At 46.8% G+C, this 26,178-nt stretch carries 30 protein-coding genes; 15 read left to right on the forward strand and 15 right to left on the reverse strand.

Annotated elements, in window-relative coordinates; genetic code table 11:
- Positions 1-43: 43 nt before the first annotated feature.
- Positions 44-394 carry a hypothetical protein gene (locus tag SynSYN20_RS05450; protein ID WP_186525039.1) on the reverse strand — a complete coding sequence of 117 codons (351 nt, stop codon included), beginning with the start codon at positions 392-394 and terminating at the stop codon, positions 44-46.
- A 17-nt stretch (positions 395-411) separates the two neighbouring features.
- Between SynSYN20_RS05450 and SynSYN20_RS05455 the strand changes: the two genes are divergently transcribed.
- Entirely contained in the window at positions 412-840 is a 429-nt protein-coding gene (locus tag SynSYN20_RS05455; protein ID WP_186525040.1) for a cupin domain-containing protein, read from the forward strand.
- 296 nt (positions 841-1,136) lie between these two features.
- Here the strand turns inward: SynSYN20_RS05455 and SynSYN20_RS05460 are convergent, their stop codons facing one another.
- Both SynSYN20_RS05460 and SynSYN20_RS05465 read right to left on the reverse strand, forming a co-directional pair.
- The gene (locus SynSYN20_RS05460) at positions 1,137-1,565 is read right to left on the reverse strand and encodes a DUF3750 domain-containing protein (protein WP_222929758.1); all 429 of its coding nucleotides are present in this window, start codon (positions 1,563-1,565) and stop codon (positions 1,137-1,139) included.
- 507 nt (positions 1,566-2,072) lie between these two features.
- Positions 2,073-2,339, reverse strand: a complete 267-nt coding sequence (locus SynSYN20_RS05465) for a hypothetical protein (protein ID WP_186525042.1) — start codon at positions 2,337-2,339, stop codon at positions 2,073-2,075.
- Positions 2,340-2,709: 370 nt separating this feature from the next.
- Between SynSYN20_RS05465 and SynSYN20_RS05470 the strand changes: the two genes are divergently transcribed.
- Positions 2,710-2,988, forward strand: coding sequence for a hypothetical protein (locus SynSYN20_RS05470; protein ID WP_186525043.1), 279 nt, complete (start codon positions 2,710-2,712; stop codon positions 2,986-2,988).
- A gap of 340 nt (positions 2,989-3,328) precedes the next feature.
- Positions 3,329-3,583: a hypothetical protein gene (locus SynSYN20_RS05475; protein WP_255476383.1), complete on the forward strand. Its 255-nt coding sequence runs from the start codon at positions 3,329-3,331 to the stop codon at positions 3,581-3,583.
- A 255-nt stretch (positions 3,584-3,838) separates the two neighbouring features.
- Here SynSYN20_RS05475 and SynSYN20_RS14445 read toward each other — a convergent pair whose 3' ends face one another.
- From SynSYN20_RS14445 to SynSYN20_RS14670, 5 genes are all read right to left on the reverse strand, one after another.
- The gene (locus tag SynSYN20_RS14445) at positions 3,839-3,970 is read right to left on the reverse strand and encodes a hypothetical protein (RefSeq protein ID WP_255439736.1); all 132 of its coding nucleotides are present in this window, start codon (positions 3,968-3,970) and stop codon (positions 3,839-3,841) included.
- A gap of 447 nt (positions 3,971-4,417) precedes the next feature.
- A complete protein-coding gene (locus SynSYN20_RS05480; protein WP_186525044.1) occupies positions 4,418-4,831 on the reverse strand; it encodes a hypothetical protein in 414 nt (137 codons plus the stop codon).
- A 327-nt stretch (positions 4,832-5,158) separates the two neighbouring features.
- Entirely contained in the window at positions 5,159-5,428 is a 270-nt protein-coding gene (locus tag SynSYN20_RS05485; RefSeq protein ID WP_186525767.1) for a hypothetical protein, read from the reverse strand.
- 13 nt (positions 5,429-5,441) lie between these two features.
- The gene (locus SynSYN20_RS14665) at positions 5,442-5,753 is read right to left on the reverse strand and encodes an NAD-binding protein (RefSeq protein WP_370586713.1); all 312 of its coding nucleotides are present in this window, start codon (positions 5,751-5,753) and stop codon (positions 5,442-5,444) included.
- On the reverse strand, positions 5,732-6,100 hold the full coding sequence (locus SynSYN20_RS14670; RefSeq protein WP_370586714.1) for an NAD(P)-binding domain-containing protein: 369 nt from the start codon (positions 6,098-6,100) through the stop codon (positions 5,732-5,734). Before SynSYN20_RS14670 ends, SynSYN20_RS14665 begins: the two co-directional genes overlap by 22 nt.
- 314 nt (positions 6,101-6,414) lie before the next feature.
- Between SynSYN20_RS14670 and SynSYN20_RS05495 the strand changes: the two genes are divergently transcribed.
- A complete protein-coding gene (locus tag SynSYN20_RS05495; protein WP_186525045.1) occupies positions 6,415-6,957 on the forward strand; it encodes a tetratricopeptide repeat protein in 543 nt (180 codons plus the stop codon).
- Positions 6,958-7,206: 249 nt separating this feature from the next.
- Here the strand turns inward: SynSYN20_RS05495 and SynSYN20_RS05500 are convergent, their stop codons facing one another.
- A complete protein-coding gene (locus SynSYN20_RS05500) occupies positions 7,207-7,656 on the reverse strand; it encodes a hypothetical protein (protein ID WP_186525046.1) in 450 nt (149 codons plus the stop codon).
- A 163-nt stretch (positions 7,657-7,819) separates the two neighbouring features.
- Between SynSYN20_RS05500 and SynSYN20_RS14450 the strand changes: the two genes are divergently transcribed.
- Positions 7,820-7,951, forward strand: a complete 132-nt coding sequence (locus SynSYN20_RS14450) for a hypothetical protein (RefSeq protein ID WP_255476384.1) — start codon at positions 7,820-7,822, stop codon at positions 7,949-7,951.
- A gap of 708 nt (positions 7,952-8,659) precedes the next feature.
- On the opposite strand, the gene SynSYN20_RS05505 is transcribed toward SynSYN20_RS14450, so the two are convergent.
- On the reverse strand, positions 8,660-8,824 hold the full coding sequence (locus SynSYN20_RS05505) for a hypothetical protein (RefSeq protein ID WP_186525047.1): 165 nt from the start codon (positions 8,822-8,824) through the stop codon (positions 8,660-8,662).
- A 137-nt stretch (positions 8,825-8,961) separates the two neighbouring features.
- On the opposite strand from SynSYN20_RS05505, the gene SynSYN20_RS05510 reads away from it, so the two are divergent.
- A complete protein-coding gene (locus SynSYN20_RS05510) occupies positions 8,962-9,144 on the forward strand; it encodes a hypothetical protein (protein ID WP_186525048.1) in 183 nt (60 codons plus the stop codon).
- 1,597 nt (positions 9,145-10,741) lie between these two features.
- On the opposite strand, the gene SynSYN20_RS05515 is transcribed toward SynSYN20_RS05510, so the two are convergent.
- Positions 10,742-11,008 (reverse strand): hypothetical protein, encoded by a 267-nt coding sequence (locus tag SynSYN20_RS05515; protein ID WP_186525049.1) that lies wholly within the window; start codon positions 11,006-11,008, stop codon positions 10,742-10,744.
- Between the two features lie 69 nt (positions 11,009-11,077).
- The gene (locus SynSYN20_RS05520) at positions 11,078-11,221 is read right to left on the reverse strand and encodes a hypothetical protein (protein WP_186525050.1); all 144 of its coding nucleotides are present in this window, start codon (positions 11,219-11,221) and stop codon (positions 11,078-11,080) included.
- Between the two features lie 576 nt (positions 11,222-11,797).
- On the opposite strand from SynSYN20_RS05520, the gene SynSYN20_RS05525 reads away from it, so the two are divergent.
- Positions 11,798-12,268, forward strand: coding sequence for an early protein (E6) (locus tag SynSYN20_RS05525; RefSeq protein WP_186525051.1), 471 nt, complete (start codon positions 11,798-11,800; stop codon positions 12,266-12,268).
- 2,368 nt (positions 12,269-14,636) lie between these two features.
- Here the strand turns inward: SynSYN20_RS05525 and SynSYN20_RS05530 are convergent.
- Positions 14,637-15,212, reverse strand: coding sequence for an outer membrane protein (locus SynSYN20_RS05530; RefSeq protein ID WP_255476385.1), 576 nt, complete (start codon positions 15,210-15,212; stop codon positions 14,637-14,639).
- Between the two features lie 354 nt (positions 15,213-15,566).
- Here SynSYN20_RS05530 and SynSYN20_RS14675 point away from each other — a divergent pair, with 354 nt between their 5' ends.
- A complete protein-coding gene (locus SynSYN20_RS14675) occupies positions 15,567-15,920 on the forward strand; it encodes a hypothetical protein (protein ID WP_370586715.1) in 354 nt (117 codons plus the stop codon).
- A 464-nt stretch (positions 15,921-16,384) separates the two neighbouring features.
- Here SynSYN20_RS14675 and SynSYN20_RS05540 read toward each other — a convergent pair whose 3' ends face one another.
- Positions 16,385-16,840, reverse strand: a complete 456-nt coding sequence (locus tag SynSYN20_RS05540; protein WP_255476386.1) for an ester cyclase — start codon at positions 16,838-16,840, stop codon at positions 16,385-16,387.
- Between the two features lie 241 nt (positions 16,841-17,081).
- On the opposite strand from SynSYN20_RS05540, the gene SynSYN20_RS05545 reads away from it, so the two are divergent.
- The 3 genes from SynSYN20_RS05545 (at position 17,082) to SynSYN20_RS05555 (ending at position 18,839) form a co-directional block, all read left to right on the forward strand.
- On the forward strand, positions 17,082-17,366 hold the full coding sequence (locus tag SynSYN20_RS05545; RefSeq protein ID WP_255476416.1) for a thermonuclease family protein: 285 nt from the start codon (positions 17,082-17,084) through the stop codon (positions 17,364-17,366).
- A 58-nt stretch (positions 17,367-17,424) separates the two neighbouring features.
- A complete protein-coding gene (locus tag SynSYN20_RS05550) occupies positions 17,425-18,156 on the forward strand; it encodes a triacylglycerol lipase (protein WP_186525054.1) in 732 nt (243 codons plus the stop codon).
- 302 nt (positions 18,157-18,458) lie between these two features.
- A complete protein-coding gene (locus SynSYN20_RS05555; protein ID WP_186525055.1) occupies positions 18,459-18,839 on the forward strand; it encodes a hypothetical protein in 381 nt (126 codons plus the stop codon).
- Between the two features lie 420 nt (positions 18,840-19,259).
- On the opposite strand, the gene SynSYN20_RS05560 is transcribed toward SynSYN20_RS05555, so the two are convergent.
- Complete coding sequence (locus SynSYN20_RS05560; RefSeq protein ID WP_186525056.1) at positions 19,260-19,406, reverse strand: hypothetical protein; 147 nt, start codon at positions 19,404-19,406, stop codon at positions 19,260-19,262.
- Positions 19,407-19,596: 190 nt separating this feature from the next.
- On the opposite strand from SynSYN20_RS05560, the gene SynSYN20_RS05565 reads away from it, so the two are divergent.
- The 4 genes from SynSYN20_RS05565 to SynSYN20_RS05580 all read left to right on the forward strand — a co-directional run bounded on the left by SynSYN20_RS05565 (position 19,597) and on the right by SynSYN20_RS05580 (position 26,167).
- Positions 19,597-20,841 (forward strand): site-specific integrase, encoded by a 1,245-nt coding sequence (locus SynSYN20_RS05565; RefSeq protein WP_255476387.1) that lies wholly within the window; start codon positions 19,597-19,599, stop codon positions 20,839-20,841.
- Positions 20,842-21,010: 169 nt separating this feature from the next.
- Positions 21,011-21,160, forward strand: a complete 150-nt coding sequence (locus tag SynSYN20_RS05570; protein ID WP_186525057.1) for a hypothetical protein — start codon at positions 21,011-21,013, stop codon at positions 21,158-21,160.
- A 109-nt stretch (positions 21,161-21,269) separates the two neighbouring features.
- Positions 21,270-21,425 (forward strand): hypothetical protein, encoded by a 156-nt coding sequence (locus tag SynSYN20_RS05575; RefSeq protein WP_186525058.1) that lies wholly within the window; start codon positions 21,270-21,272, stop codon positions 21,423-21,425.
- A 95-nt stretch (positions 21,426-21,520) separates the two neighbouring features.
- Positions 21,521-26,167, forward strand: coding sequence for a DNA polymerase (locus SynSYN20_RS05580; RefSeq protein WP_186525059.1), 4,647 nt, complete (start codon positions 21,521-21,523; stop codon positions 26,165-26,167).
- The last annotated feature ends 11 nt before the right edge of the window (positions 26,168-26,178 follow it).

The raw sequence follows: 26,178 nt of genomic DNA on the forward strand, positions 1-26,178 counted from the left end.
AAACGCCCACTCGGTGCTCGGCAGCCTCTACTTGGCGGTCCTCTCACCAGCCGGCGATAGAGGTGCTGACATCACCTTCTGAGATCGCTTCCACAGAGTCCTCATCTGTTCCCAGGGTTATCTCATCATCTCCGATGTAATTCAGTAGCAAGTTGTTGACAACCTTTGTACACCCCATTGCGAAAGGGTCTGTGAACACTGACCACCAGTTCTCCCGCAATGTTTTTGGCTCATCAAGTCCAACCTTCTTACGGTAAAACACCTTCAATTCAGACGGAAATTTGCAAAGCCTGTTCCAGATGTTGGCTGATACAGCTTTAAAGTGGTCATTATCAAAAAAGTCCGTCAGCCACCGTATTAAAACAACTCTTGCTCTATATCTAGATTGATTCACTCATTTGTAGAAAGATCATGGTTTCGAAGTCTTTTGCAATTGCCGCTGCGACCGTACTGCTTTGTTCGGGCCATGCACTGGCATCATCCAAGCCAGTTGTAGAAGAACTTTTCACGGCGAATCGAACCCTCGGAGGGAGAGTTGTTGTGTATCCCGAAGGAACCCCAGAGATGCGGGTTTATCGGATCACTCTTCCTGTTGGGGCCAAGATTCCATTGCATATCCATCCTTCGCCAGTTGTGGTGATGGTTGAGCAGGGAACACTACGCAATGTAAGGATCGTCGATGGTGTTGAGGTGACTGACACGATTAAGGCAGGAGACGGCTTTCTTGAAGGTCACCCGGGTGAGCCACACTATGTGATCAACACAGGAACTGAACCAGCCATAAGCTTTGTCACTTTTGCCAGTGTGGAGGGAATGCCAAACATGGTTCGTGTTGAGTGATCAAGTTTCGAGCTGACTTCTATGGCTTTCTTTACGGCTCTATCGAGTTCCCGGATTGTCTCCCCGCTGTATAGAGAGATCATATTTATCTCATCAATTTGAGGGTCAGCAAGCGTAGCGCATATGTTTTTCGTTGCCATTGATGACTTTTCATTAGAACATGCTCCTGTGATCATCAGACTTCCTCTACTTGTGTTAGAGCTTTTGAAAGATGTTGATCAACTGTGATGAACTGATTGGCAGGTGATGATGCCAGCCATTCCAGAGAAGCTGACAATTAGAGGTTCATTGCATTGTTATCTGACCATTTCTGGCACAGGGAAGCTTTTGCCAATCGCTCGAACACCTAGTTCTATTTTATCTCTAACGATCCATTGAGCAAAAGTGTTGCTGTTTGGACCTGGCCAGTATCTGTATTTTCTAATGAATGGATAGGTGCTTGGGGATGATTCAATCTTTTCAACCATTAACAAAGCATCACTCCCCTCCCATTGCTGTATTAATTGAGATTGTCCATTGCCCACTCCCTGATAGGGATCCAAAAGATTCTTATGGAGGTGCCCCCAGCAAGAGTCATTCTGGTGAGGATGTTGCCATACTTCCCAACGATCACAAGTCTGGTATTGCCTTCCCTCAATACCACGAAGAACAAGCAGCCAATAATGATCTGCAACGATGCCGGTTAATCCAGGAATCTTGGCTGCCCGAAGCTCAACCTTGTGCATTATTCGTGTCATATAGAGCTAAAGGCGAATGCACAGAAATGTCTCTGATAGACGAATTGTTCTTCAATAAAAACCCGCTATGCGCTGAAGCTTAGTTATTCATCTGGCTGGTTCAATGCCATCTGCAAGATGCCTAGATCGACTAGCCAGCCATAGACGCAAGAGATGCCGGTATGGATCGCTTGACGCTTGAGATCAGAGAAAGAATGCCCCGAATAACATTCCAATGATTAGCCCCTTAGCCCATACAAGAGCTGCCATCTGATAGTTGCCAAGTCCAAGCTTACTTTGAATCCAATAGTAAGCATTTCTATCAGCGAAGATAGTGGCACGGATGGGCTTAATAATCCAGTTCTTTATATGCTTGTTCACTGAACCTCAATTGATCTCAATTGGTGGATTATCCTCAATCCATAACCAATGTCAATGCAATTGAATAAAAGCTTCTTGCCTCTCATCCAAGTCCCTTGACCTGAAGATCTCATTCCTTGACCCGCACCATGCATGTCACTCTTCTGATTCTTCATCACCGCTCTCGAAGAAAGGGTCACTAGCGCCTGGCTGATCGTTATCCAGCACAAAAGCACGAGTTACATCATCGCTTTCAAAAGCCAGAAGCCCTTGGTCTGGATCTACGGTCCTCATTTCGGGATGGTCGTTAACCAAGAGCTTGTTGTTTCTCCACCTTTTCCTAAAGCCGAGTACTTTTTCCGTTAAGTGGACGAGCAGTGCAATGTTGCCGAGCGCAAGGGCTAGGAACATCAATGCCTGCATCGATAGTTAGATCAATATCTCTATTTTAGTAATGCTTCAGGTTCTTGCATGTATCAATGATGGCGATAACCCATTCAACCCCGCTCACTTAATGCTGCCTTCCTTTACTATTGTCTTCTGCTCCTGTTGTTTACGCTTCAACAAACAACACGCTTTGTGGCAGGGCTTTTTAATGTTAATTTGAGAAATGGATCGCGACAGCAATGCGCTCTCTGGTAATTTCAATGGGGTTTTGTTTTCAGGGGCATTGAGCTCAGAAGTATGCTGCGCTACCAATGCCGAGTCTTAGGCATATTTACTGTCTGTTTTTGTCAAATCTCAAACAATTGACAAGCGATAGCTCGCTTTAATAAGAGAAATTCATAAATCCATGTCCTCCTCATATCCCGATGCGTACCGACGCGCTCTTGATCTGTTTACTGAATCTGTCATCAAACCAGACCATGAGTTAAGAACAAATGCAGCGTATGGGAATTGTTATGCAGAGCTTATGGAGGTTCGTCAACACTGCCTTGCGTACTTGAACACTCTTAAGGAGATTCATCAAATCGAGTTCGCAGATGAAAGCGATGAAATTGAGGCGAATAAAACATTGATCGCTAAAAAGCAATCGATGCATATGGCTTTCTCTCATGGCGAAATGATGTAGGAAGCTAATTGCAACCTAGGTTTCAGAGCTAAAATTTAGTCGGCATAATATGCTTTATGCATAGATTATGGAAATGGCTATGTAGTAATCCCGTTCGTGGTAGTAGGCATCAGAATACGCATTTCTTCAACCTAATGCCTTCAGGAAATCCCAGCGAATAGTTGATGACCTCCTTTGCGACGTCCCATTAGCTTTGACGCTCCTAGTGTCATTATTAGCTCCAGATGCAGAGCTAACTTCATCTGAGTTTCGACGTTCACGAAAATGCTGTGATGTTTAACATCGGAATTGATAGGGAAGATCATGACGAAATGCTTGCCTTCAGCTATGAGGAGGACTGATGCCTGATGCAAAGGCTGACAAGCTTTGGGTGGAAGCCACAGACGTGATGCTGCTGATGCGCCTTGTTCAGGCCCTCGGATTCCAGTCTGATGGCTGTACATGGCAGCTGGCCAAACAGCGTGGGGATAGAGCGATCCGAGGCATGGGATCAAAAAAGTTTGCTGAGGTTGTTCAGGAGCTGGTTTTTCTCGGCTATGGGGAAGTGAAGATCGAAAAGCCCCTCACCTATCGATCTCTGAAGGAGATGGCATAAAATAAGGTCTCCTTCCACAGAGACCTCGGTATTAAATTAGAGCCTCTTCCCAGAGGATTTGATTCGCGGATCCCGTCCAAGGAACGCTTTTCATACCGTGAGATTTCTGTAACGGCTTGTAAGGTTCAGCGTTGTGGCTGTTGGTTCAACTTGTAGATGTTAAGAGCGAAGCAAGCGGTCCCGAAGCTCACGAGCAGAACGAGAAGATCTTGTGTGGTCATGGTTTGAACCGATAAGAGTGTTTCTGGCTGAGACTCAGCTTTGAGCTGCTTTTGCTTTTTTTACGACTGGCAGGTCGGAAGGCTGGGCAAGGATGTAGACGACAGCAGCAGAAACAACTCCGGTGAAGGCGATCAAACCAAAGATGGCAGTGGAATAGTCAGTCATCGATAGCGCTTATGAACTTATGTAACAGACTCTAGGGGATCTGGTGACGCTTTGTAAAGCATGCTGAACATTTGCCCGCTTCTTGCTTGAGTGATCAGGCATAAAAAAAAGAGGGAGACGAAGCCTTCTTTGGAGGTGTGTGGAGCCCAACCTTGTGAGGAGTTGGCGAAGCACATGCTGAGCAGGTTGCGTAGGTCAGTCAACTAACTGCTATGTCGGGACTTGGTTAGTGGGATTTCTGAGGCATGATTGATCTGTGAGGAGGGCTTCTTCACGGAGTGGAAACAAGGCAACACGCCCAAAGAGAAGTCGAGAAACCCTGCCTTTGGCGGGGTTTTCTTTTGGCTTTCTTGCAGCGTGCCAAGAGCTATTGAGAGCATGCACGATGCTTCCGTTGCAGACGAGTGACTGCTGTCCTTCAACGGGGGTGCGGCCAACTCGGCATCATCAGCTTGCGCTGACAAGCTGGGCTGATGAAATGCTTTTTGCTTCTTCTTTCGCTGATCGGAACATCAGCACTGGCTCAGAGTTTTCAGACGATTGATCGGGTTGATGGTTGGTTGATTGAGCGCAAGCTTGATGGCGAACAAAATCACGTTTGTCGTGCATCTCTACCTGGCGGTGGATCGTGGTTCTCTGCGCGGGTTCGCCTGGATCGCACTGACGCACTCGTCGTCCCAAACGGTTTGACTCCGCCAAACAAGGCATCGCTGGATTCGGCACGTGAGGCACTTCATCTGTGCCGATCAAGCCTTCTTTATTTTTAGGGAAATTTGAGTTGGTTTGGTTGAGCGCCCAGTGGGGACTTATGGAGGGACCGTGGTGGTGATCAGGATTTCCCGAAGATCTTCTCCAGGACATTCCGATCGTTTTGGAGTGAATTGGCTCGCATTGGCTTTGAAGCCCCCATGGGTCTGGGCTGACGTGGTCGATTCAAAAAGACTTTGCTGAGCCACCAAACCTGGAGACCGAGAAACAGGATGGCAACTAGCCCTAACTCAAATGCGCCTTGCATTAGTAGTGCTTCCCACGGTTTTCAATGGCGTCTCGTTTGAAGCAGTCCAACTCTTCCGTGGTGTGCAGCGGGGGCTTCTGCGTTTTGCCTGTCAGTCGCTTAAGGAGCCGCAATAGACGTTTCATCTCGTCAGTATGGCTAGGTCCTTAGTGATCGGAGTTGTCGTATCCGGCCTACTTGCGGTTAAGGACCTTCCAGCCTGCCCAGATGATCGTGGCGAGGACGATCCACCCGAAAATGGCTCGGAGCAGCACTAAACCAATCAAGAGCACCAATGTTGTGCCAGCAACTTTTTTGACGATCGCTTTGCTGCTGTCAGACATGTACTGCCAGCGAGGAATCAGAGCCATGGCGCCACCGCCATCCATCTCTGACATCGACGAGGAGTCGATGTCACGGCTGTTTGTTCCAGTGATGGAGTCACAGGTCGCTATGCATTTCAAGGCAAACAAGACCTCAATGATCCTTAGCTAAACCTGCTGTCAAAGCATGTAGCGCTGAATAATCGCCTGCATCAAGGGGGGTTCCTTGCGCACGTGTCAGGAGTTCAACCAACCCCGCGAGCGCCTCAGCATTCACTCCAGCCAGGGTCGCCTCACGTACAAAAAGCTGCAAGTCTTTGCGCAGCAGGGCGGTACTGAAGTTGGGATTGCTGAAGTCGTTCGAGCGCATCCGGTCGAGCTTTTTGTCGACGGTTGGTGCATAGAGGGCTGATGGGCGAAGCACCTCCATAAAACGTTCAACCTCTAAGCCTGAGGCTTGAACCAATCGCAGTGCCAAGGAATAGCCGTGGGTGAGGCTGGCAATGAGCTGGTTCGGAGCAGCAGACAGCAGTCGGTATGGAGGTCACCCAGCTCAGCAATCACATCTGCACTCTCGGGCCCGTCACGCAACACCATGATCACGGCTTGACAGCCCTTTGCTGCTTCATCGAGGTTTTCGATCAGCGCAGCGCCCTGCTTCAGGAGCGGCTCACATTTTTCTGTGGTTCGGTTCCAGATTTTCAACGTCACTCCCTGCTCGGGCAGACGGCGGCCGATCGCCTCACCGAGCAGACTGGTGCCGAGCAACGCCATAGTGGGCATTAAATCGAAATTGTCGAACTCGTTGATCATCACCCAGCTAGGGCTGCTACATGAGTAGAGACTCCGGCTGAGCTGGTTTCAATCATGTGATCTGCGCCAAGGATCATTTCTTTGTTGTGTTCAAGGAGTTTCTGAGCGATACCAACTGGTTCCCTTCCCACTCTGTAAAAGGGACAAGTTAAATGGTTCAAAAATAAGGCTGAAATCCTGATAGAAGTTGGCGAAGGCCTATTTGCTTGGGTGTATTAAATAGATCAGTATGTTGCCCTCATGGGTAGGTTTTGCAGCGATAGTTTTTCAATCAAAACAGGTTGCTATTCACTGCAAGCAGTTCTCTGACTACGATGGCCGCAGTTAAGCGGCTTTTTGAAGTGCCTATTCGTAACACCGTAGTCGCAGTTTTGCTTTCCTTGCTTGCGCTTTTATCGGCTGGTTTTGCTGCTCCTGACCTGAATGATTTCAATAGCGGTGCTGAAAAGCTTGGATCAGGTGACTATCGAGGAGCACTTGTGGACTTCAATAAAGCAATAGAGCTAAATCCGGAGGATCCCGAAAGTTTCTTCTATCGTGGTCTTGCAAAAGCAAAATCAGGTGACTTTCAGGGTTCTATCTTTGATTACGATGAAGCAATTAAACTGAATCCAAACAATCTTGATTCCTACGGCAGCCGTGGAATTGCTAAAGCAAGATTGGGTGACCTTGATGGTGCAATTCAAGATTTTGATAAGGCAATAGAGGTTAGCCCGAAGGACGGGAATGCTCATTTCAATCATGGCATTTCAATGGAAATGTCTGGTGATATGAATGATGCGTGTGTTGATTGGAGAAAAGCATTAGAGCTGGGTCATACTCCTGCTGCTAAGTTTTTAGACAAGAATTGTCAGTAATTCGTATTTTGTTATTTTGGTAAGAATGTTATCTTCTGGGACTGATTTTTGCTGTCTGTGCGAGGTCTATCCCTTCCTATGATTAATTTTTAAGGATGCATAGAGAGGAATTAGTCGATTCACTATGTTGTTCGCTTCCATGTCCAGAGATCGGGTTGATACGAGCTTGTTCGTGGCAGGGCTTGGTGGTATTTAGTTTTGAGATTGATCAATATTTTGCCTTTCAACCTGCTGTTGTTGAGCAAATGTTTAATTCTGAATTCCTTTTTCAGGCCATTGCTGATTGAATAGTTGATAATTTCGTGATAAAAGCAATCCTGAGCCCAAGGCGACAAGAGCGATGACGATCAGCTTTAAAGTTACTTTTTTAGGTATAAATATGCTTGCATTTTGATCTATGAGGTTTTTGCTGAGTTGAGCTCTTCGATCTAAAAGCTCTTTAATTTCGAGGCTAAAGATCTCTTCTTCGTTGTCTAATCGATCCATTGTTGATGTGAAATTAGCCTGATTATTTTTGATACCGGCAAGCTTGTTGGCTGCATTCTTTCGTAGTTCTACCATCGCTTCAATGTACGATTGTCTTAAGTCTTGCTTTTGATCAATGATTTTTTGAACAAGTTTTTCTTTTGTTTTTATCTGCTGGTTCAGGGAAGAAATATTTTGTTTTGTGCTAAATGGTTTTGCCTTCTTCCCTGTCATCGATGTGCTAATCATATTGAACGAAGTATAACGCTCTTAAGATGCTGATGAGCTTAGTATCAAGACTTAAGTTGTAGCTTCTGCTCCTAAGCATGTGATCTCTTGCTGATTAAACTAAATCAAGATCTAAAAGTCTGAACAGCCATGAAAGTTCCTACGTTTCATGTCTTCATCAATTCGTCCTTCTCAGTGGCATGATTTCTTCTACCTTCAGCAACAACAACCTTTTCTCCTATTCTCCACATTGAGGAGAGCGGAGGCTCTTTTGGCCCGCTACCGGCAGCGGGCCTATTAGATCAAGGCCTTAATCATTATTTTTCTTTGCCAATAGCCTGTAATAGCTTTGTGAATGGTGTAATGAGCAACGAGACACAAACCCATGAGCATCGTTAACCAATAAAAAAGAACGGCCACATTCTCATGACCGTTCCTCTTATCAAGAAGCCTGAACTCCCCAGTCATGGCTTCACTTCAAGGATGCCTTATGGATAAAGGAAAGTCCGTAGTGATACATACTCATTTTGGCCCGCCATAAAAAAAGAACAGTCGTCCTCTGCTGACTGTTCTTTTCAGCGAGCATGGGGGTGCTTCACCTTGCTATCAACTTGGCAACGAAGGATGTAGGCGTCAGTAGTGAGAAGTGCTTATTTTTTATAAAAAAGCCGCCCTGTCCAGGAGCGGCTTACTGCATGCGCCACCAAGTCATCCAAACCGGGTGCTTCACCATCAAAGCGATATGAAGGTTGATCGTCAGATCTAACGGCACATTCTGATTGAGCACTTGTTGCTATATGACGTAGCTAATGAAGTACGCGTAGCTGTTATGAAACCCAGGAAACAAGTTGGCCATGAAATCAGCGCTGCATTAGACGGAAGGTTCAACATGCTGGCGTGCGTGGAAGACCAGCAACTAATCGACGGTTGATTTGCAAGACCTCGATCTTAAATCCAGGTCAGTGCTTATGCCCGCCGTGATCAGTCTCACTAGGAGCATCTTGCCAGATCATCCCATCATGAGCCATTTCATGGATGTGATGACTGAGATGAAATGAATACCGGTTGTAGCGATCACGACAAGCGATCCCGTTTTGATCAGATCAAAAACGATTGGAAGATGCGCTCGCACCATCTCGCGAGGTGTGAGCTGCTGTCCTTCGTGATCAGCCATAGCTAGTAAGTCAATGCTCTCTAAATATCCATGCTCCGTTAGGGAGATCACTCCTTAGGGCTCTTGCTTGGAATTCTGACGGTTGGGGTGGTGGTGTGCGTGCGGGCTCGTGGTCTGAGAACTTCAGTGTTTAGGGAATGCTTGCTGTCACAGGTTTTAATAGCAGCCAATTGCGCAACATTATGAGCATTTCTGATGATTTATCTGATGCTTTGGCTTTGTGGATTGGTGCTCCGCTTGATGCCGGTGGGATATTATTAGTTAGCTCACAGCAGCTTGAACGCAAAGCCATGAAAACAGCTTCAGTAAAAATTGTGTGATTTCACTTCTTGCGTTTCAAAGTGTAACAGCCCCCATGATATCCAGTAAATGGTTGAGCGAAGGTCATTAGTTCCCATCCTTGTTCTCCTAGCTCGTTCATAACCCCCCCCCCACTAATGTGAAGCTACGCTGGTTATGGTGAGAAATTAAATGTTTAACCTCGAGCCATATTCTTCGATTTTACCAGTCCAGTCCTTTCCGGCTGGGATGAAGCGTAGCTGCGGGTATTCCCAAGCTATCAGAATATTCTGCAAAAACTAAGTTTATATAAAAATGATGAGTAGAGCGTAGATTGATTAATGTCGCGATTAATAAAAATTGATCTGATTGGTATCATTATTCTCACGATTTGCTTGAACCTTTCCTAGAAGGAGTGTTGTGGCTATCGCTGTGATTTCAGGAATAAAAAAAATTGCCTGGATTTGCTTATAACGGAATTATGTGCGTATTAATTGCAGGTGTTGACCAATCTTGAGTCTTGTCGTTGGGAAATAGCATCTGCCAAGTATTATCTAAAAGCTTGCATTGGACTTAGTTTACATCGTGGATAGTATTCGTATCTCTTAGAGCTTAAAATTAATCTCTCCAAGTTGGATGTCCATCGCTTACAAGCACTCCTCGATTACTCCATAGAGCCTCAGGCGAAATCTGAATGCCATGTTCATATGCCAATTTTGTTGCAGAAGAACTGGTAGGTTCAAGTCGCATCTGAGCGGCTAAGTTGTCATCCTTTTTGAGTAGTGCCTTAAGCATGGAAAGGGCGTCACTGACTTTCGAAGACATTTTATTCACGATCAATTATCTGTAACTTAGAGCAGGATTTAAATTTTGCCATGAGTGCTATTTCTGATTTTACTCTCAATAGATGGTTATTATAAGTATGTGAATTTCCTCAGTTTATTTAGCTGTTGTAAGTATGAATACCCAATAGGATATGGTATCCCGCCTATTGCTATGCCCTGATGGGTACGGCCGAATTCAATGAGATCTCGATTCCTATGTGGATGAACCTCGGCTTCACTGTTTGGTTCACCAACTGAATGTCCCCATATAGGGAGGGGTGGCTTTGTCGTTTTCATTATTAGTATAAATCGTGTCAGTACACATTAAACTTAAACTTCTCATTCGGAACCCATGGGTATTTAAATTATTAATGAGCCACATAAGCTATTTCATCAACTTGCATGTGAGATGCGCCGTTCATCGATTCGGATCAAACGAAAATTTACCTTTTTGATCAATAATGATCAGTTAAAAATAGTATATGAGGTCTTTGGCTTAGTGTTTTAACGATCAAGGTATAGCGTCATCGTCAGTATTAATATTGTATTTTGGTCGTTATATATTTCTTTGATGATCATCATTTCAGTCTTTGAACCACGTCAAAGAAACATAATCCGTGATTGCGGGCGTTATCTATGCATGGAGTGTATGTCTTGGCTGGTTTATTCAAAATGTTTATACATAGTAGGGCTCAGAACACTTCTCAGCAATTTTATGATTTGGGCATCTTGGGGCAGCCGATTACCCGTGCGGGGGATTTCTCAGCAGGAAAGCCAACTCGGATGGTAGATGAGGAGGTTGCGGTGCTGCTTGTTACTCAGCTTCTTGGATGAATGTCTTTAGCCTCTTGATCAGCTCAGGATTTACTTTGCCCCTAAATTGTGAGTCGGTCGTGTGCCGAGAGCCATCCGTCAGCCACTTGACCAATTCACATGGGTCTGACCTCTGCTCACCGTCGATGTCAATCAGACCAGCACCATGCTCAATTGCCTTTGTCAGCCATTCTTCTGAGGCTTGCCCTTTGTTGCCAAAGACCTCGACAGTGAATGTGACTGGGATGGTGATTTCAGTTTTCCACATCCCATCACATCCAAACTCTTGACGGATATGGTCGCTCTCTTCGAGCCTGGGTCTTGAGACTTTCATCGATCAGTCGTGGGTGTCTGCGTTTGCCTCATCATCATCACCGACCCTGAGCTGTTTGGCAGTTTCCATGCAGTGCAAGATCGCGCTGGTGGAGTAGTTGTCGCTATGGATTGGATTCCCAGGCAAATGATTCAATGAACCTGCCAAGAGTGAAATTTTATGGTTCCACGTTATTCAGTAAACGTGAAGAGCTATGCGGGACAGGAATAGATCCTCAATAGCCTTCCCGCATCAGTTCTTTTCAGGCCGACTTGACGGCAGCCAGCCTCTGCAGGAGGTGTTCTTCTGCCGATATGGATTGTGTCGTTGTCGTTTGCGCTTGACGCTAGAACAAAAATGAGTGCTGCTAGGGACAGCAGAGCGGTAAGTGCTAATCGCATTGTTCTGTTTGCTATGTCATGATTCTGTCGCTTTCAAGATAACCACTGTTATTTTTGTGACTGCATCTTTTAAACCAGATGCGAGTTTTGATTGAAGCTAGTATGATAAAGAAGATTCACTTGTTAATCATAATTGAAGGATGCATTGCTACTCCTCTCAACGTGAATGGTCTCGACCGAAAACCTGTATCTCTTTCTCCAGCAATCTGTGACGAGCCTAGGCTTTTACTCAATAGTCTCAGGGTTCATGAAGCTTATTATATTTCCAGGTTGATGTCTAATATCATCATTCTAACAATGTTGAGCCAGAATGACTAAGTAGGTCTCTCTCTTGCCATTGCTGATGCCCTCCAAGCCCCGAAACCGAGTTGGTGAGGTTTATGGAAAGCTTACGGTCGTCGGTGCTTCAGAGCGTCGTACCAAAAGCGGAAATGCCTATTGGTGGTGTCGATGTTCTTGTGGTCAGGATCGTGAGGTTCCAGGTGACAAGCTCTCGCATAATTCAGCGCGTAAAAAACCCTTAGTGACTGCCTGTTTGGATTGTTCTCGAGAATTTCAGGTTGAAGGTGTCTGTGCCAAAAATGACCGTGAGGAGCATCAGCGACGGATTGATGCGGAGCAGCGTCGATCTCTACTGAACGGTGTTGTTCCAGATGGATGGTTGTCTCTGCCGCTTACAGACGCCCATGCAAGGGAGTTGGGGCAGGTTCTGTTTTTTCGTGGCACGTTATGCCTCCGAGGGCATCTTGCTCCTTATCGAATCAATGGGGGTTGTCTGACCTGCTCTGGACAAAAGCCTTCTGCGTCTGTTTAGTGTTGCGCAGCATCAAATGATCTGTCCCGGATCGTGGTACTTATACCTAATTGGGCATTACTAAAAATTTCTATATCGCATTTTCTATGAAATTCACTTCTCTATTCGTGAGTTGGAAATGCAATCCTGGTGCGGAAGTATTCAGTGGAGTAAATCTCTTGATCAGCTGGGTCTCAGGCCAAAGAAGTGTGGTGCTCAGCCATTGATGAAGCGGAGGCTATAAAGAAGCCGATTCCAGCAGCCAAGGTTTAAATCTAAACTTCATGCGATTCGTTTTCATTCTGTCTGTACACTAGTTGTAAAGGACTTGAACAATTATCTTCTGTACTAATGTTCAATGCAAAAGATGCTGTCTCGGAGCAGAGGGTTGACGAAATCAATAATATGATTTGGGAGATTTTTGATACCTATAAAGATGGAGCAAGTATCTCTAGACAGTATCAGCTTTTCCATTACATGAAAGATTTGAATATTTAATTCCTGGCTAGTAATAACCAGTTTCGACTCAAGAACAAACTGCTAAAGCAGCAACTGCAAGACATTAATGATTTTTTAGCTGCTGATAGCAATGCTAATTATCTTCCTAATAGGATGATGATGGGTGAAATAATCTCAAAATGTCTGCCAATTGTGAACAAGTGCGGTGTAAATGATTTTGACGCTATGAATTTCCTATGTTGTTGACATTTTATTGGTGACCCTCAGTTTTTAGCTGTTCCTTGCTCATCTGCAAGCGATGTTAATGTCGATAGAAACAAGTGATGCTGATGACTTTTTGGCTTGTACTGGGTATTGAAGAGATTAGAAGGGAATTATCCGTCGAGGTTAAATCTGAGTTGATGGTCCCCCTGTTGGTTTGATAGTCGCTTAGGAGGTAACTCCCTGAAGTGCAGGCATCCATCTGATTCCCGTCATGCAGCGGCAAGTGATAGATCAGGTCCACCCAGGGGAATGAAGCTCTTGTTCCATCCGTTGTTCGTGGCAAATGAGGTGTGAGAGAGGCAGTAGGCGTGACCCCACCCACCAAAACAAGCAACCACGCCCGAAGAGGTCTCCCTCTCACACCGAAATCATAGACATGAAGCGCCTTAAATTCTTTTTCCTGCTGCGCTTAGCTTTTTCAGTGCAACCAGTGAACGGATGCTTCAGTACATCCTTTGCGCGGCGGAGCTGAATCTTGTGCTGGTTTCCGCCTTGATTGCATCCTTTTCAGACTGTTGAATTGCAATAGCATGTCAGGAGAGCATGTATCCCTATTCTTGATCTATACTTCTAGTCTCATTGACAAAGGTAATAGAGAAATAATGTTTCTTTGTTTCTCTAGCTTTCTTTGTGAATTAATCTGGTTATTTAGTCTTAGGTTCTGGTTTTTTGTTTGTATTCATAGCGTTTCCAATCACCGTCAGCGGAATGTTGTGGTTGGAGATATCTTCTCTCCGAGAAATCTGTACGTAGCAAGGCATTTAGTGCATCCATTCTCTGCGATCTATCTATCAAGGCTCTTATTTGGATTCTCCGTTGTTTCACGAGTTAAATCTTTAGGGTTCGCTTTTTGCTGTCTAGAGGGAGGTATAGCAGTTGCATTTGAACGCTAGGATCAATTACATTTTTCTACCCCTGGTCGACGAATGAGCTTGTAAGTTCTTGGTGTCTTCTTCATTTGGTCTTGATAGTTTCCTCGAATTTTGTTGACAACTTGGATTTACCATTGATATTAATCAATTCAACCTAGGGTATTATCTTTCTTGTTGATTACGAAATGTTTTGTCTATAATTTTTATTTAACATGGAAGCTTCGTTGAGATTAGGGCACAGTTTTAATCTATTTTGAGTGTAGTAGGCGAGTTTATGGGTATCAATTATTTCATCCATTAACAACTCAAGACATTTGGCTGGAGTCTAGCGTACCTTAAGCAATAGCTTATTTATAGTATTGCGAATACTGTTTGTGGGTAAATCTCTTTAGTTTGGTGTCAACGAGTTGTTTTGAATTGGCTCAATTATACTTGCATTAGTATTTGCATTGTATTTTGAACCTGATTCAAGTTAGAGGTATATACTTGGTTTTTGATTTGGAATGGCTATCATCAATTGTCATGTATTTTCTTCGTGTATGGTGTCGAGTCTTCCTGGTATAGGTATGTAGTAAACCTAAATCGCCTGATGTAAGTACTTGCTCAAATTACAACCTGATTGGTGCAAGATTTTAATGGCTTTCGGTATCTTGTGATATTCTTTGGTGTTGGCTTCGATTTTAAATTAGTCGCTTTACGATTCTACGATTATTTGTGAACTAATGTAGTGATAAAAACTAAATCGCCACCCTTGTTCCTAGTTGACATCCCTAGCTGCTCCAAGAAGCATTATTCTAATCATCGAATCCATCATTTGTGTCAAAAGATGATGTTGCTCTGTATACGCCTTCAATGAATAATTTAGAACTTTTTGAAATATCTACAGACATGCCAGCCTTGAATTGATAACCCCATTGGGAACGATTGAATGCTTTATGAGAGAGACCTGGATCGGAAAAATTTCGCACGTCTAAATTTGAATATTCTATTCCTGCTGCAAGGTTCGGTGTCCAATTCTCTCTACGTAAGATATCCCAATATCCGCTTAAGAAGGTTGACTGCTTTCGTACTTCTCCGCCTGAAACATAATCAAAATCAATATTTCTTAGGTTAGTGTATCCACTCAAGCGGCTTGCATCAAGTGCATAAGTTGCCTCGATTCTCAAACCATCAAAATTTACTCCTAATCCTAATTCTTCAGACACACAAGGGTTGGTATATTCTTCAAAAGTGCCTGCTTCTTCTGTATTTGTCCGTGTCATTGGATTATTGGCTCTAGCTGCACCAGTTAAATATAAATAGGGGAAATCCACATTTCTTTCATCTTCTGCGATGGCAGGTGAGCTGGCAAGAGAGATAGCTGAAGCCAAAAGCCCAAGGGAGAGACGATGCTGTATAGAGCGTTAACCTGATAGTTTAAGGATTACTTTCAAGTGTCGCTGTTGCTTGCTGCAGTAAGCAGTTTTAGATTTGTAACTTTGCAGTGAGCACTGATATGTTTTTATCCTGCTTGCTGAATACGCCAATAAATGTTTCAACATTAATGCCACTGCTGCTGGCACCACGATCAGCACCTTATCAAGGCTTGATTATGTCTCGCACAACGCTCTTTCTTTTGGATGTATGGGCTGAATGCTGGCTATGACAGCAGACCCATGAACAGTAGTGGAACGGAAACGGGCATTCCTACTTTTGGAACGTAGTAGAGCGCTTTCTTCTAGCAGGTGGCAGTGAATGCAGAAGCAGTCTCTGATAGCTGGAATTTCAATGCTTATGCCTTGATTCCCATTGGTGATACTCAGCAGGACCTCAACTGGTTCTACCAAGGAGGTTCGCTTGATACCTACTGGCTTGATATCGGCTATTTCATTACTTTTGAGCTGAATGCATCTGTTGGCTATTACTACCAGAAAGGTGACCTCGGTTCAGCTGATGGTTTAGGTGTTCTTGGGCGCTTGGCTTATGAGATCTCCAATGGCTTGGTAGCTGGAGTGAATATCTCCTATGACGAAGCATTCGATACCAGAGTTTCAGCCGATATTAAAGTTCGCTTTGGTGGTGCAAGTATATCAGCGTAGCGCAAAGAAGTACAAGAGAATCCTGTTATTAAAGCTGTAACATTATCACCAGGCAACAGGGTTGTGCGGGTTCACGATGATGCTTGTTCTGATCTAATCGGTTCCACTATCGAATTGCCCAAGATTTCTATAGGTCCTTACGCTTCTTTTACTTTTTTTTTAAAGACCTCAAGGACGCAATGGAGTATTTAGTCAAGGAGAATGATCTCCTTGGATTTTCAGATTGACGAAAAAAGACTTCGACAGTATACACAATATGATGATTTAGACTTTTTAGTCAGGCTATCTTCCAAGGCACCTGCATCAACAGGGGCTTTTTATTTCTTTATTCGCTCTAATAACAGCCCATGTCGCCCTTCAATACTTGTCACTAATTAATACCTAGCACCGCCACAAGCGGGCTTTTGCTGCAGCGGGGCAGACTTCAAGCTATGAGTATTCGATTTTGCCCCTATGGGATCAGATCAGTGACCGGTAGCCTCAAGTAAGCGTTTTGGGGCAGTTGGATCAATGGGAAGACCCTTGGGATTAAGCAGCCCGAGCTGAACAAGCAGTCCGGCTTGATCCCAGTAGATGTGCTCATAGGAAACCTTTTCATCTTGTAGTCCCACAATGACAACAACAGCCATCGTCACTTTCCGCCCTGTTGGTTCCACACTGGGGAGTAGATGACCAATCTTTTGGGTATGGGTGAATTTGATGACTACTTCATCCACTAGGCGTTTTCCATCAATAGTGCGTGAAATTGGAACAAACTCTGCATCTGGCGGGAAGAACTGACCTATGAGTTGTTCTGCGTAAAACTTACGAACACCTTCTTGACCAACACCACCTGATCCGGACCCAAGGTTGATTAAGTGAGGGTTCGCAACCATTGTTTCCATGGTGGCGTCTAAATCAGCGGCAAGCTCTGCCTGCATATGTGCCTCAAATAGTTCAGATGCATTGGAGTGCGTATCCGTCATCGTAATTTTTCCTCTTCATTGACTGTAGGGACTAAACAATGTCGCGCAGAATTTCACAGTGACAACTGCAGTGCCACGAGCGGGGTTTTTTATTGCCTACTGAACCCCAGCAAAGCTGAAACTCACTCCTGAAAGCCAGCTGATGCTTCTAGCGGCCCTTACTTCTGTCTGTATCGCCTCCTGCTACGACTGTGATATGTGCCGTACAAGCAGCGGAGACAGGATCAGGCTTGCCTGTATTGACACTCCAGAGCTGAGAGGCAAACGTGCTGATCCAGTCCCTGCAAAAGCAGCAAGGGGCTATCTACGAAACTTGGTTGTTGGGCGCAATGTCGGTATCCGTCGTATCACCACTGACGGGTATGGCCGCACTTTGCCTGAGTTGTTTGTAAACGGATCGAATGTCCAGCAGCAACTTGTCGCTAGTGGTCGTGCAGAGCTTTATTGGAAGTATGCGCACCAATGCCCTTGGACTAGATAGAAGGCTTTAGTGAAAGGAAGGGCTAAGAGGCCAGGCTCTTGAAAAGGAGGCAAACAAAATGACAACAGTGGATCCCCAGCAGCCAGTTGTAATTCTTGGAGGCTTCCTAATTACGGAAGAGGCTTATGAGCCGATGGCGCAATGGCTCAAGGACCAGGGAGTTCGTGATGTTCTGGTGGTTCCGATGTCGAAGTTGGATTGGCTTTTGACCGCTTGGGGGTTCGGATGGCGTCGCGTTCTTGACCGAGTCGAGGCCATGGTGAAACAGCTCCATAACCATTCACCTAAAGGAAAAGTCACCTTGATTGGACACAGTTCCGGTGGAGTGATGATGCGTCTCTATCTCAGCGATGCACCATTTCTGGGACGTGTTTACAACGGTGCAAAACGATGTAATCGCTTAGTCACACTCGGAAGTCCACATCAAGCGTTGCGTGCCACACCACTTAGAGAGATGGTGGATCGTCGCTTTCCCGGATGCCATGAACCGGGCGTCGACTACGTCGCTATTGCAGGAAAACTCGATTTATCGAGTGGTTTTGCATCTGCATTCAGCCAGCGCGGCGCAAAGGCCAGTTATCAAAGGGCTGCTGGCGATGAGGAGTGCATAGGGGATGGCTTGGTTCCAGTGCAATCAGCCTTGCTCAAAGGCGCACGTCATCTCATTCAAGACGACACTGCCCACGGTGGTTTATTTGGTGAAATCTGGTTTGCGTCTATTGAACGTCTTGAAGCCTGGTGGAAATTTGTATTGAGTGGTGAATTTTCAAAGGACAACATTAATTCTTAAATTGATTCACAAATAATAGCCATGCCAAGAACCTTCCTATTGCCAATATCAGCGAAGCCATGGGGCACACAATTGAGGTGCATCTTCATTATTGCTGCGGTGAATGTTTGATGTTGATCGCAACCGATCAGAAGCTAGTGATCATGTTGAAGTGGACGCTCCGCACCAAATGTAAAGCCATGCATCAGCAACCCACCATGCTCAGTTCGTTGTGGTGAGCTACTACCGCTTGTCAGCACGGCTTGGGAAACCCATTAGACAACAGCGGATGCTCAGGCATCTAGGCATCTAGGCATCGAGATGTGGATCAACTTGCAAAAGATCGGTTGGCAACGCTGCTCGTCTTCCAACTGAGACCTGACTTTGGGGAAGGTCTTGAAGCACGTTTCGCCCGATCAACCCGTCCAAAAATGATAAACCTCAGGCACAGTCTTCAGAGGCAAAGAGCAAGTCAACAGGAGATTTTGATAAGCAATGGGATTCCATTGCAGAAGTTGCAAACAAAACCATTGATTGCAGTGCTTGGTCAGCTCCTCTATGGACAGGTCAGTAGTGGGCGCTCTTGGCTGGAACTATTCAGATCGGCATGGAAGCACTGGACGCTGAAACGTAGAAGGTTTGACCGGATCTTCTCAATCGAAGATCAGTTTTCAGCATTACATATTTTTGAGACTGAGTTTTGACGTGTTTTCTAGGTAGCGATCTCGGTCCTCACCCTTCAAGTGGGGAAGAATCCATTCGCTATCCCATATTTCAACGATCCTGTTCTCGACAATCTTTGCTGGCAGGATCTCGGTTTGCTTCGTTCTTGGATCAACCACAACCACTAAACCCGTGCTGTGAAACCACTCATTGAACTTCTCTCGCTCTTCGAAGTTATCGAGCCTGAAGACCATGAATGCCTTCACCTTGGCGCTGGCCTCACGTGCCGTGTCTGTCCCAATGCTGTAACCGCGTCAATACGGATCAAGCTGCCCCCCTGTCACGTTCCCTCAGTCTCGACAGGCAGCTTGATCAGTTGTATCGGTCAGTGGAACCTTTCGGTCACTGATTTCTAGACGTTGTTTCCAGGTTTTTAGGTGTTGGTGGTTTCTCTAAAGATTTCAGCCGTTCACCTTGGCCGCATTCATCAGCAGGAAGATAAACGCCGCAGAGACTGGATTTACTGTTCGGGCGATTCTGTCCTTTTGCGTGTGTTTTGCAAGCAGACTAAAAGAGAGCACAAAAAAGCCGCCTTGGGGAGGCGGCAACTGAGCCCGTCATTACTGACGTCTCGGGTATCGGGGTGACAGGATTCGAACCTGCGACATCCTGCTCCCAAAGCAGTTGTATGACTAAGTGCTTGCTATCGATTTCAAAGCTGTATCAGGTTTTGTATGGATTTGACTTGCCTTGTCACGACCACATCAGTATGTTTTGCGTGCGTTTTGCGTGCATGTAGTGCCGCGAATTAAAAACGACTCTCCATGGGAAGCCACTATTCGCAAGCAGGTCAGATCCCTTGCCAAGGGCTGGTCTGTGCGCGAAAGCCCTCGTAGTAAACGTGTAACTGTGGAAGTTCGGCCCCCAGGGCTAAGACCACAAAACACAACGTTGAGCTTTGGATGGAATGAAATTGAAGCTGCTGATGCCTATATCCGCATTCGAAATATCTACGCATTAGTCAGCGGAGAGGGTTTCACTCTCAAGCAAGCTGCCGAGGTGGCAGCGGGTAAAGCCCCAAAATTTACAGAGGAGACTGATTGGGTTGGTGCTATGCAGCGTTTTAAGGATCAAAAGCTGCATCACGGCAACGTGATCAAACTCCGGACTTGGTTAGGTGGTTATGAGCCGGTGATTACGGATGCGATTGGTCTTCTTACTAGTCAAAGACCTCCTACTTCACCTGCGGATCTTCTTGACAGCTGCATTCGTGAGTGGGAGCCTGGTAGCAGAACCCGACAAGAGCGTGCTCGAAATCTCGCGCAATTTCTTCGTTACTGCGTCTCTCGTGAACGGTTTCCTTCTATTTGGCAGCCACCATCAAATCTGAAAGATCACATCGGGCGGAAGCCTGCGACAGCAGAGATCGGAGGAAGTGATCCAATCACCGATCAAGAAATTATCGACGTCTTGGCATCATTTCCCAGCGATGAAGCTGGTTATCGATGGGGTAACGCCGTAAGACTGATTGCAGAGCTTGGACTCCGCCCCGTAGAACTGAGGCACCTGAGCCTCAGGAGAGACCCAAAAACAAAGCAGACTTATTGGTGGTGCTCCTACCAGAAGCGTTCAGGCGGAGGCGTAACTAAACCTCGGAAACTATATGCACTTCCCTTGGTTAGTAATGAAGGTCTGATTCAGCATTGGAATTTGCTTGAGAAGTGGGAAGCAGGAACACTTGAGCTACCACCTATGGATGAGACATCGCGTGTGGCGCTGAATATGGCTCAGTACCTCAATCGTCGCGAAGCTTGGAAATCTCTCCTGACTGCTGCCGAGTCAAGGAACGAGAAAGTCACAAGCTATTCCTTTAGACACTCTTACTCCGTACGCGGACACCAGAGGGGACTTGATACCAGCCATATGTCGCTTGCGATGGGACACAACATTGAGGTGCATTGCCGTAGTTATCCGTGGGCGACTGAATCTGGCACTGAAGAAGCATTTAATCGTGCAATGCAAAACGCACTGCAAATTAGATAAACAGGCGAATTGCTTCTTAGATAATAATTTAGAGCTTAAATTAGATCCCATATTTGATTGTCAGCTTGTGCATTTGCGTGTACTGTCAGATCGGGACGCACATGCATCTGCGCCTTGAACATTCACTCTTGACTCAAAATGGTAGAGCCTAAATGGGTTTCACAGCGTCATGCTGCTGATTTTTTATGTGTGTCTGAGCGAACACTTCTTCGTTTTAGGCAAGCAGGCGTACTTCAGCCTGGCGAGCACTATCGGCGAAAGTTTCAAAGCGAGCGTTCAGGCGTCGTTTACGACCTTCTCTCGACTGAAGCTCAGCTGAAATCTCACTTTCAGAGAGATCATCGAATACTCGAACAAGCCTAAAAAAATCCCCCCTGCCTTGCCGGGCTGGAGGGATCGTTCATGCAAATTACACCCCCTTAATTCTAATGACCAACGGCATAGAAGACTTCTGGTCAGCACTTGAAATTGGTGCCCAAGAGGTGATTGAAGCTGATAAGGATTGGATTGAATCAGATGTCGAAATTCGTCTGATACGTGATCAGTTACGTGCTGAGTATCGACAGCGTTTTAAACGCAAATAGTTCGACTGACATGATCCTTCCCGGGTTCATAGGGCGCTTACTTAATCAACCTCAATAAATGACATGCGCTCTCAGACACTTGCGAGGCAAGACTTATGGACCACAAGTTCGACCAGCTACAGGCACAAGAGTTCTTAGGTGCTCTTGGTAAAGAGCCCGAGACCACAAGGATTCGAGGTTTCTATGAAAAAACTGATCTTCGAAAAGGTGGTCGCAAAGGGAATCTATGCCCGAATCTAATCAATGAATGGCAGGAGGATGGTCGTGGTGTTTATGTCGTTATTAACGAAGGAGGCGATAGGGACGAAGACATCACCCACTGCAATACATTGTTCAACGAATGGGATGATCAGCCTAAGGAATGGCAGAGAACAGCATGGAAAGCCCTAGGTCTGCCTGAACCATCAATACAGGCCGATTCAGGTAATAAAAGCATTCACTCCTATTGGGTCTTAAGTGATTCGATATCAGCTAAGCAATTCAGAGGGCTACAAACGCGCCTAGCTGAGTTCTGTAACTCTGACAGCACCCTTTTCAATCCATCACGAGTGATGCGCCTTCCTGGCACCTGTCGTGGTGATGGCAAACCTGTTCAGCTGATCAGTAATACGGGGTATCAATATGACCACGCATTTTTTGATCAACTGCTGCCACCACTTGAAGAAGTTAAAAAGGAGAAGAAGGCACGCCGGTATAAGTACGAACCAAGATCATTAGAGGAGATTCGCGATGCCCTAAGCACAATTCCCCCACGGGTGCCTGGTACTGGCACTTACATCCAATACCGCAACATCCTGTGGGGCTTGATCAAAGCTGTTGGAGAAGCAGGTGGAACAAAGGACGATGCAATTGCTCTAATGAAGCAACACAGCCCGCAGTGGACTGACATCGACCAAGTTGCAAACTCTGGTGGTGATTTAGTCAATGCAGGATCGTTCTGGTTCCATGCCCAAGAACACGGCTATCAGCTGAAGAACAACGCCACCTCATTTGGGCATCGGAAACAAGACCCCACACGCAAAGAAGTAGAGCAGCGCACCTACTTAGAGCTGCTTAATGAGCTTTTGGATGCCACGGTGCGGAATCAACCTGATGAGGCAATGCCACTTCGATCGGAATTGATCTCCAGATTTCGCGTGACCGGAGCCCAAGTAGAAGCCGCTTTATTCAAGATGCAGCAGCAGAAGGAGACAGGCAGTAAGACCAAGGCTCCTCCTGACTCTCTTGATCTGAGTCGTATCACAGGTCAGGACTATCAAGTTGATGGTTTCATCGTCCAAAACGATCAAACCCAAATCTGGGGCAACGCTGGTACCGGCAAAACGACAGTTTCCGTCGGCATATCCATAAGCGTGATTTACAGCGAAGGTTTCCTTGACCACGAACATCCGGCAAGGCGTGGTGCTGTTCTATTCATTGCTTCTGACAGCGGTGCTGCACCACTTAAAGGAGCGATTCAAGATTTCGGTGTAGCCGAGCGACCTGAATTCAATGAAGGGCCAGGCAAACGCTTTCATGTCTGGGCATCAGATCAAGATCAAGGCATGAGTGCTTGGTCTGCGGACCTACAGGGATGCATAAAGCTCCTCCATTTCGTTAAGGAGTACGGCATTGACCTGGTGATCATCGACAGCTGTAAGGCCGCTCTTGCAGGGACTGATCTCGAATACACCGACAACAAAGGTGTAACAGCTCTTCTGACGTTCTTTAAGGAGGTGATCTGTCCGCACACCACGGTTATCTGGGTCAACCATGACGGTGCAAAGTCACGAGGGGGTGACTGTCCTGCTGGCGCAAAGGCGTGGAAGGAAATTCCATCAACTGTGCATCACATCACGGTGCCGTTTGATGAGGAGACAAAGAGACCAGTCAAGAGTTATCGCCAATGGTTTGTTCAGAAGAACAGGCTTGGCGGCACCAGAGATTTTCTCTATACATTTGCCGATGGAGAGTTATCGGTCTTGAAAGGGCAAACAACTCATGGCAATTGCCATTCAGAGTTGGTGGAGGGGATGAGACAGAAATATCTCAGATCGGGCCTTGAGACATCAAGTAAGCAAGATCTTTATAAGGTTTGCCCCACGCATGGAGCAAAGACGGTCGCTAACACTCTGACCACAGCCACTAGGGCAAAGCACCCTGAGATATGCCGACGGGGTCGCGGTCTGTATGCATTGGCGCCCCGCCTTTTAGATGCTCTTAAAAGCGTGAGGTCTGAATCGGGAGGAACTTCTTCTAATTCAAGTTCTGAACAGGCTTCTAGCAATATCCCGTCAACTTCCCGACCACCTGAATCGGGAACTTCTCCAGAGTCGAGAGTTATTCCCGATCTTGACCCTTGGGAAGATATCGGGAAGAAGGCAAATCCCAGTCACACCAATGGATCTAATAGAAAGTCCTCCCAAGTTGAACCACATGTAAAAGGGCTTTCGGGAACTGCTGGTGCACTAGTGCCCAAGCCAAATCCCGTTCCAGTAGATGGGGCTTGCGCACCGAGCCAAACTGCGGACCTAAAAACAGCTACTAAAACGCCGCTTTATAAAACAAAATCTGCAGCTCAAGATGCATTGAAAATTGACATTGAGCCAGTTTTCAAATCCTCTTCAACTAAAAAGAAGGCCAAACTGGGGCACAAGTCCGCTGCGTTATTAACACCGCCTCCAGCTGTCATTGCACCAGTGCTGCGGCCATATTTAGGAGAGCCACTCCCTGGAATCGATTACGTCCACCGCGCGCAGGATCTACCGAATCCCGATGGCCTGCCGATGTTGTGTGGCTTCGACTTGGAGACCTGGAACAAGCGCACTGACATATGGCGGCACAAAGCTTCGTTGTTCCCATTCCTGGGCGGTGAAATCCGTTTAGCCCAGGTGTTCGATGGCACCAACACCCTGGTGATCGATGTGGCGTTGATCGGCCAGACAGCAATCGATTGGCTCCGCGTACTTGCCCGGGATTGCGAGCGCACCTTGGTTGGCCACAACTTGTTGTTCGAGGCAACCCATTTGATCGGCGCTGGGATTCGTCCGCTGTGCAATTGGTGGGACACGATGCTTGCGAGCCAGACCATTGGTGGCTTGAAGGAGGCCAACCTGCAGGCGGTGGCAAAGCACTACATCAGAGAGGACCTCAGCAAGATCGAACAGGCTGGTGATTGGGGCAATGCAATCACCGAGTCGAAACTGCGTTACGCGGCTATCGATGCGCAGGTTGTCTTACCTCTGCGTGAAGCGTTGTTAGCGGAGCTGGAAGCAACCAAGCAGGTGGAAGTGCACAGGCTGGACTGTTGCCGGATCAGCCCTGCTGCCGATGGGCAGGATCGTGGCCTGGCGATTGACTCTGCTGCTCTCGATGAGATTGAGGCGGCGGCAACAGCGGAATGGGATCCAAAGCGGACGCAACTCCACGCAATGCTCGGGCTGCCGAACCCTGAACCCACAGAGAGCCAGCCTTATGCCTCAACGGAGCAGGTGCACCCACGCCTAGTTGAAGCACTAGATGGTGAGCAACTCACCAAGGGTATGAAGAACAAGGAAACCGGCGAGTGGGAGGATCGTCCCTCTACAGAGAAAAAAGTTCTCCAGAAGTTTGCTGGCGTTCCTGTTGTGGATTTACTGCTGGAGGTAAGAGACCTGGACCGCACGCTGTTGGAGGTGAATCAGTTGCGCCGTGATTTGGAGTTTGCAGGTGGTCGTACTCGCCCCGATTACAGGCTGCTGGGGGCCAACACCGGCAGGATCACCACAAGCGGTCAGATCGGCGCAAAAGACCTGGGCACTACAGGCCGAGTGATTAATGGGAAGAAGGAGCGGATCACATCCGACTCTGAGGTTTACAAGACAGGTAAACGGAAGGGCTTGCCTCGGGAAATCAAGCTACCCAGCCAGATCGGTTCCAATTTCCAAGGTCTATCTTCCAGAGTGAAGCGCGCGCTGTGGACTGGCAACCCTGACTCTTTGCTGCTGGATATCGACTGGGGCAGCCAGGAGATCCGGTTGCAGGCAAGCCCGCGCCTCTACAACGACAGAGGCTTCCGCCGCATGATCCTCGACGGGATCGATCCCCATGCCTTGATGGCGTGCACGCTGTTCGACTTGGAATTGCCAGAAGACGGCATCGTGAAAAAGGATTGGGTGGAGAAAGCCCAGCGAAGTGCAGCCAAGCCAGCCAACTTTTCTTTGCCATACGGCTGCTTTGTTGCCTCTCTCCGCAGAGCACTCTCGGCAGCACAAGATGTTGCAGTGAGCTGGGAGAAAGCTCAGGCCGTTTACGACACCTGGCACGAGTTCCACCGCGAGACGTCACTGCAGATGGACCGCTTCGATCCCAAGAAGCCTGGTGGCGGGAACATCTACGAATGCCGCTCTCTGGCAGGTCGCAGGGTTTGCCTCTGGGGTCAAGCACCCAAGCCTGATGGCACGGTTCCCCAGTTCCGTATCGGCAGGACCAATGGCGTTAATTGGCCGATCCAAAGCAGCGGTGCAGACATGATGTCCGAGACCCTGGCAGAAATCTGGCCAGCCCTGGATCGATTCCCTGGCACACGCATCATCGGCTTGGTGCACGATGCCCTGCTGCTTGAAGTTCCTCGCTCTATGGCGGAGGAAGTGAAGGCGATTGTTGTCGGTGCAATGACAAGTGACCGCTTGCGTGATCGCTATTACGGCGACATTCCCTTGGTGGCTGATGCCAACTTCGGGGAGAACTGGGAGGTGGCTCACAACCCACCTGAGATGCCATAGATGCGGACTTA

The sequence above is a fragment of the Synechococcus sp. SYN20 genome, assembly GCF_014279555.1.
In the GTDB taxonomy this organism is placed as follows: domain Bacteria; phylum Cyanobacteriota; class Cyanobacteriia; order PCC-6307; family Cyanobiaceae; genus Synechococcus_C.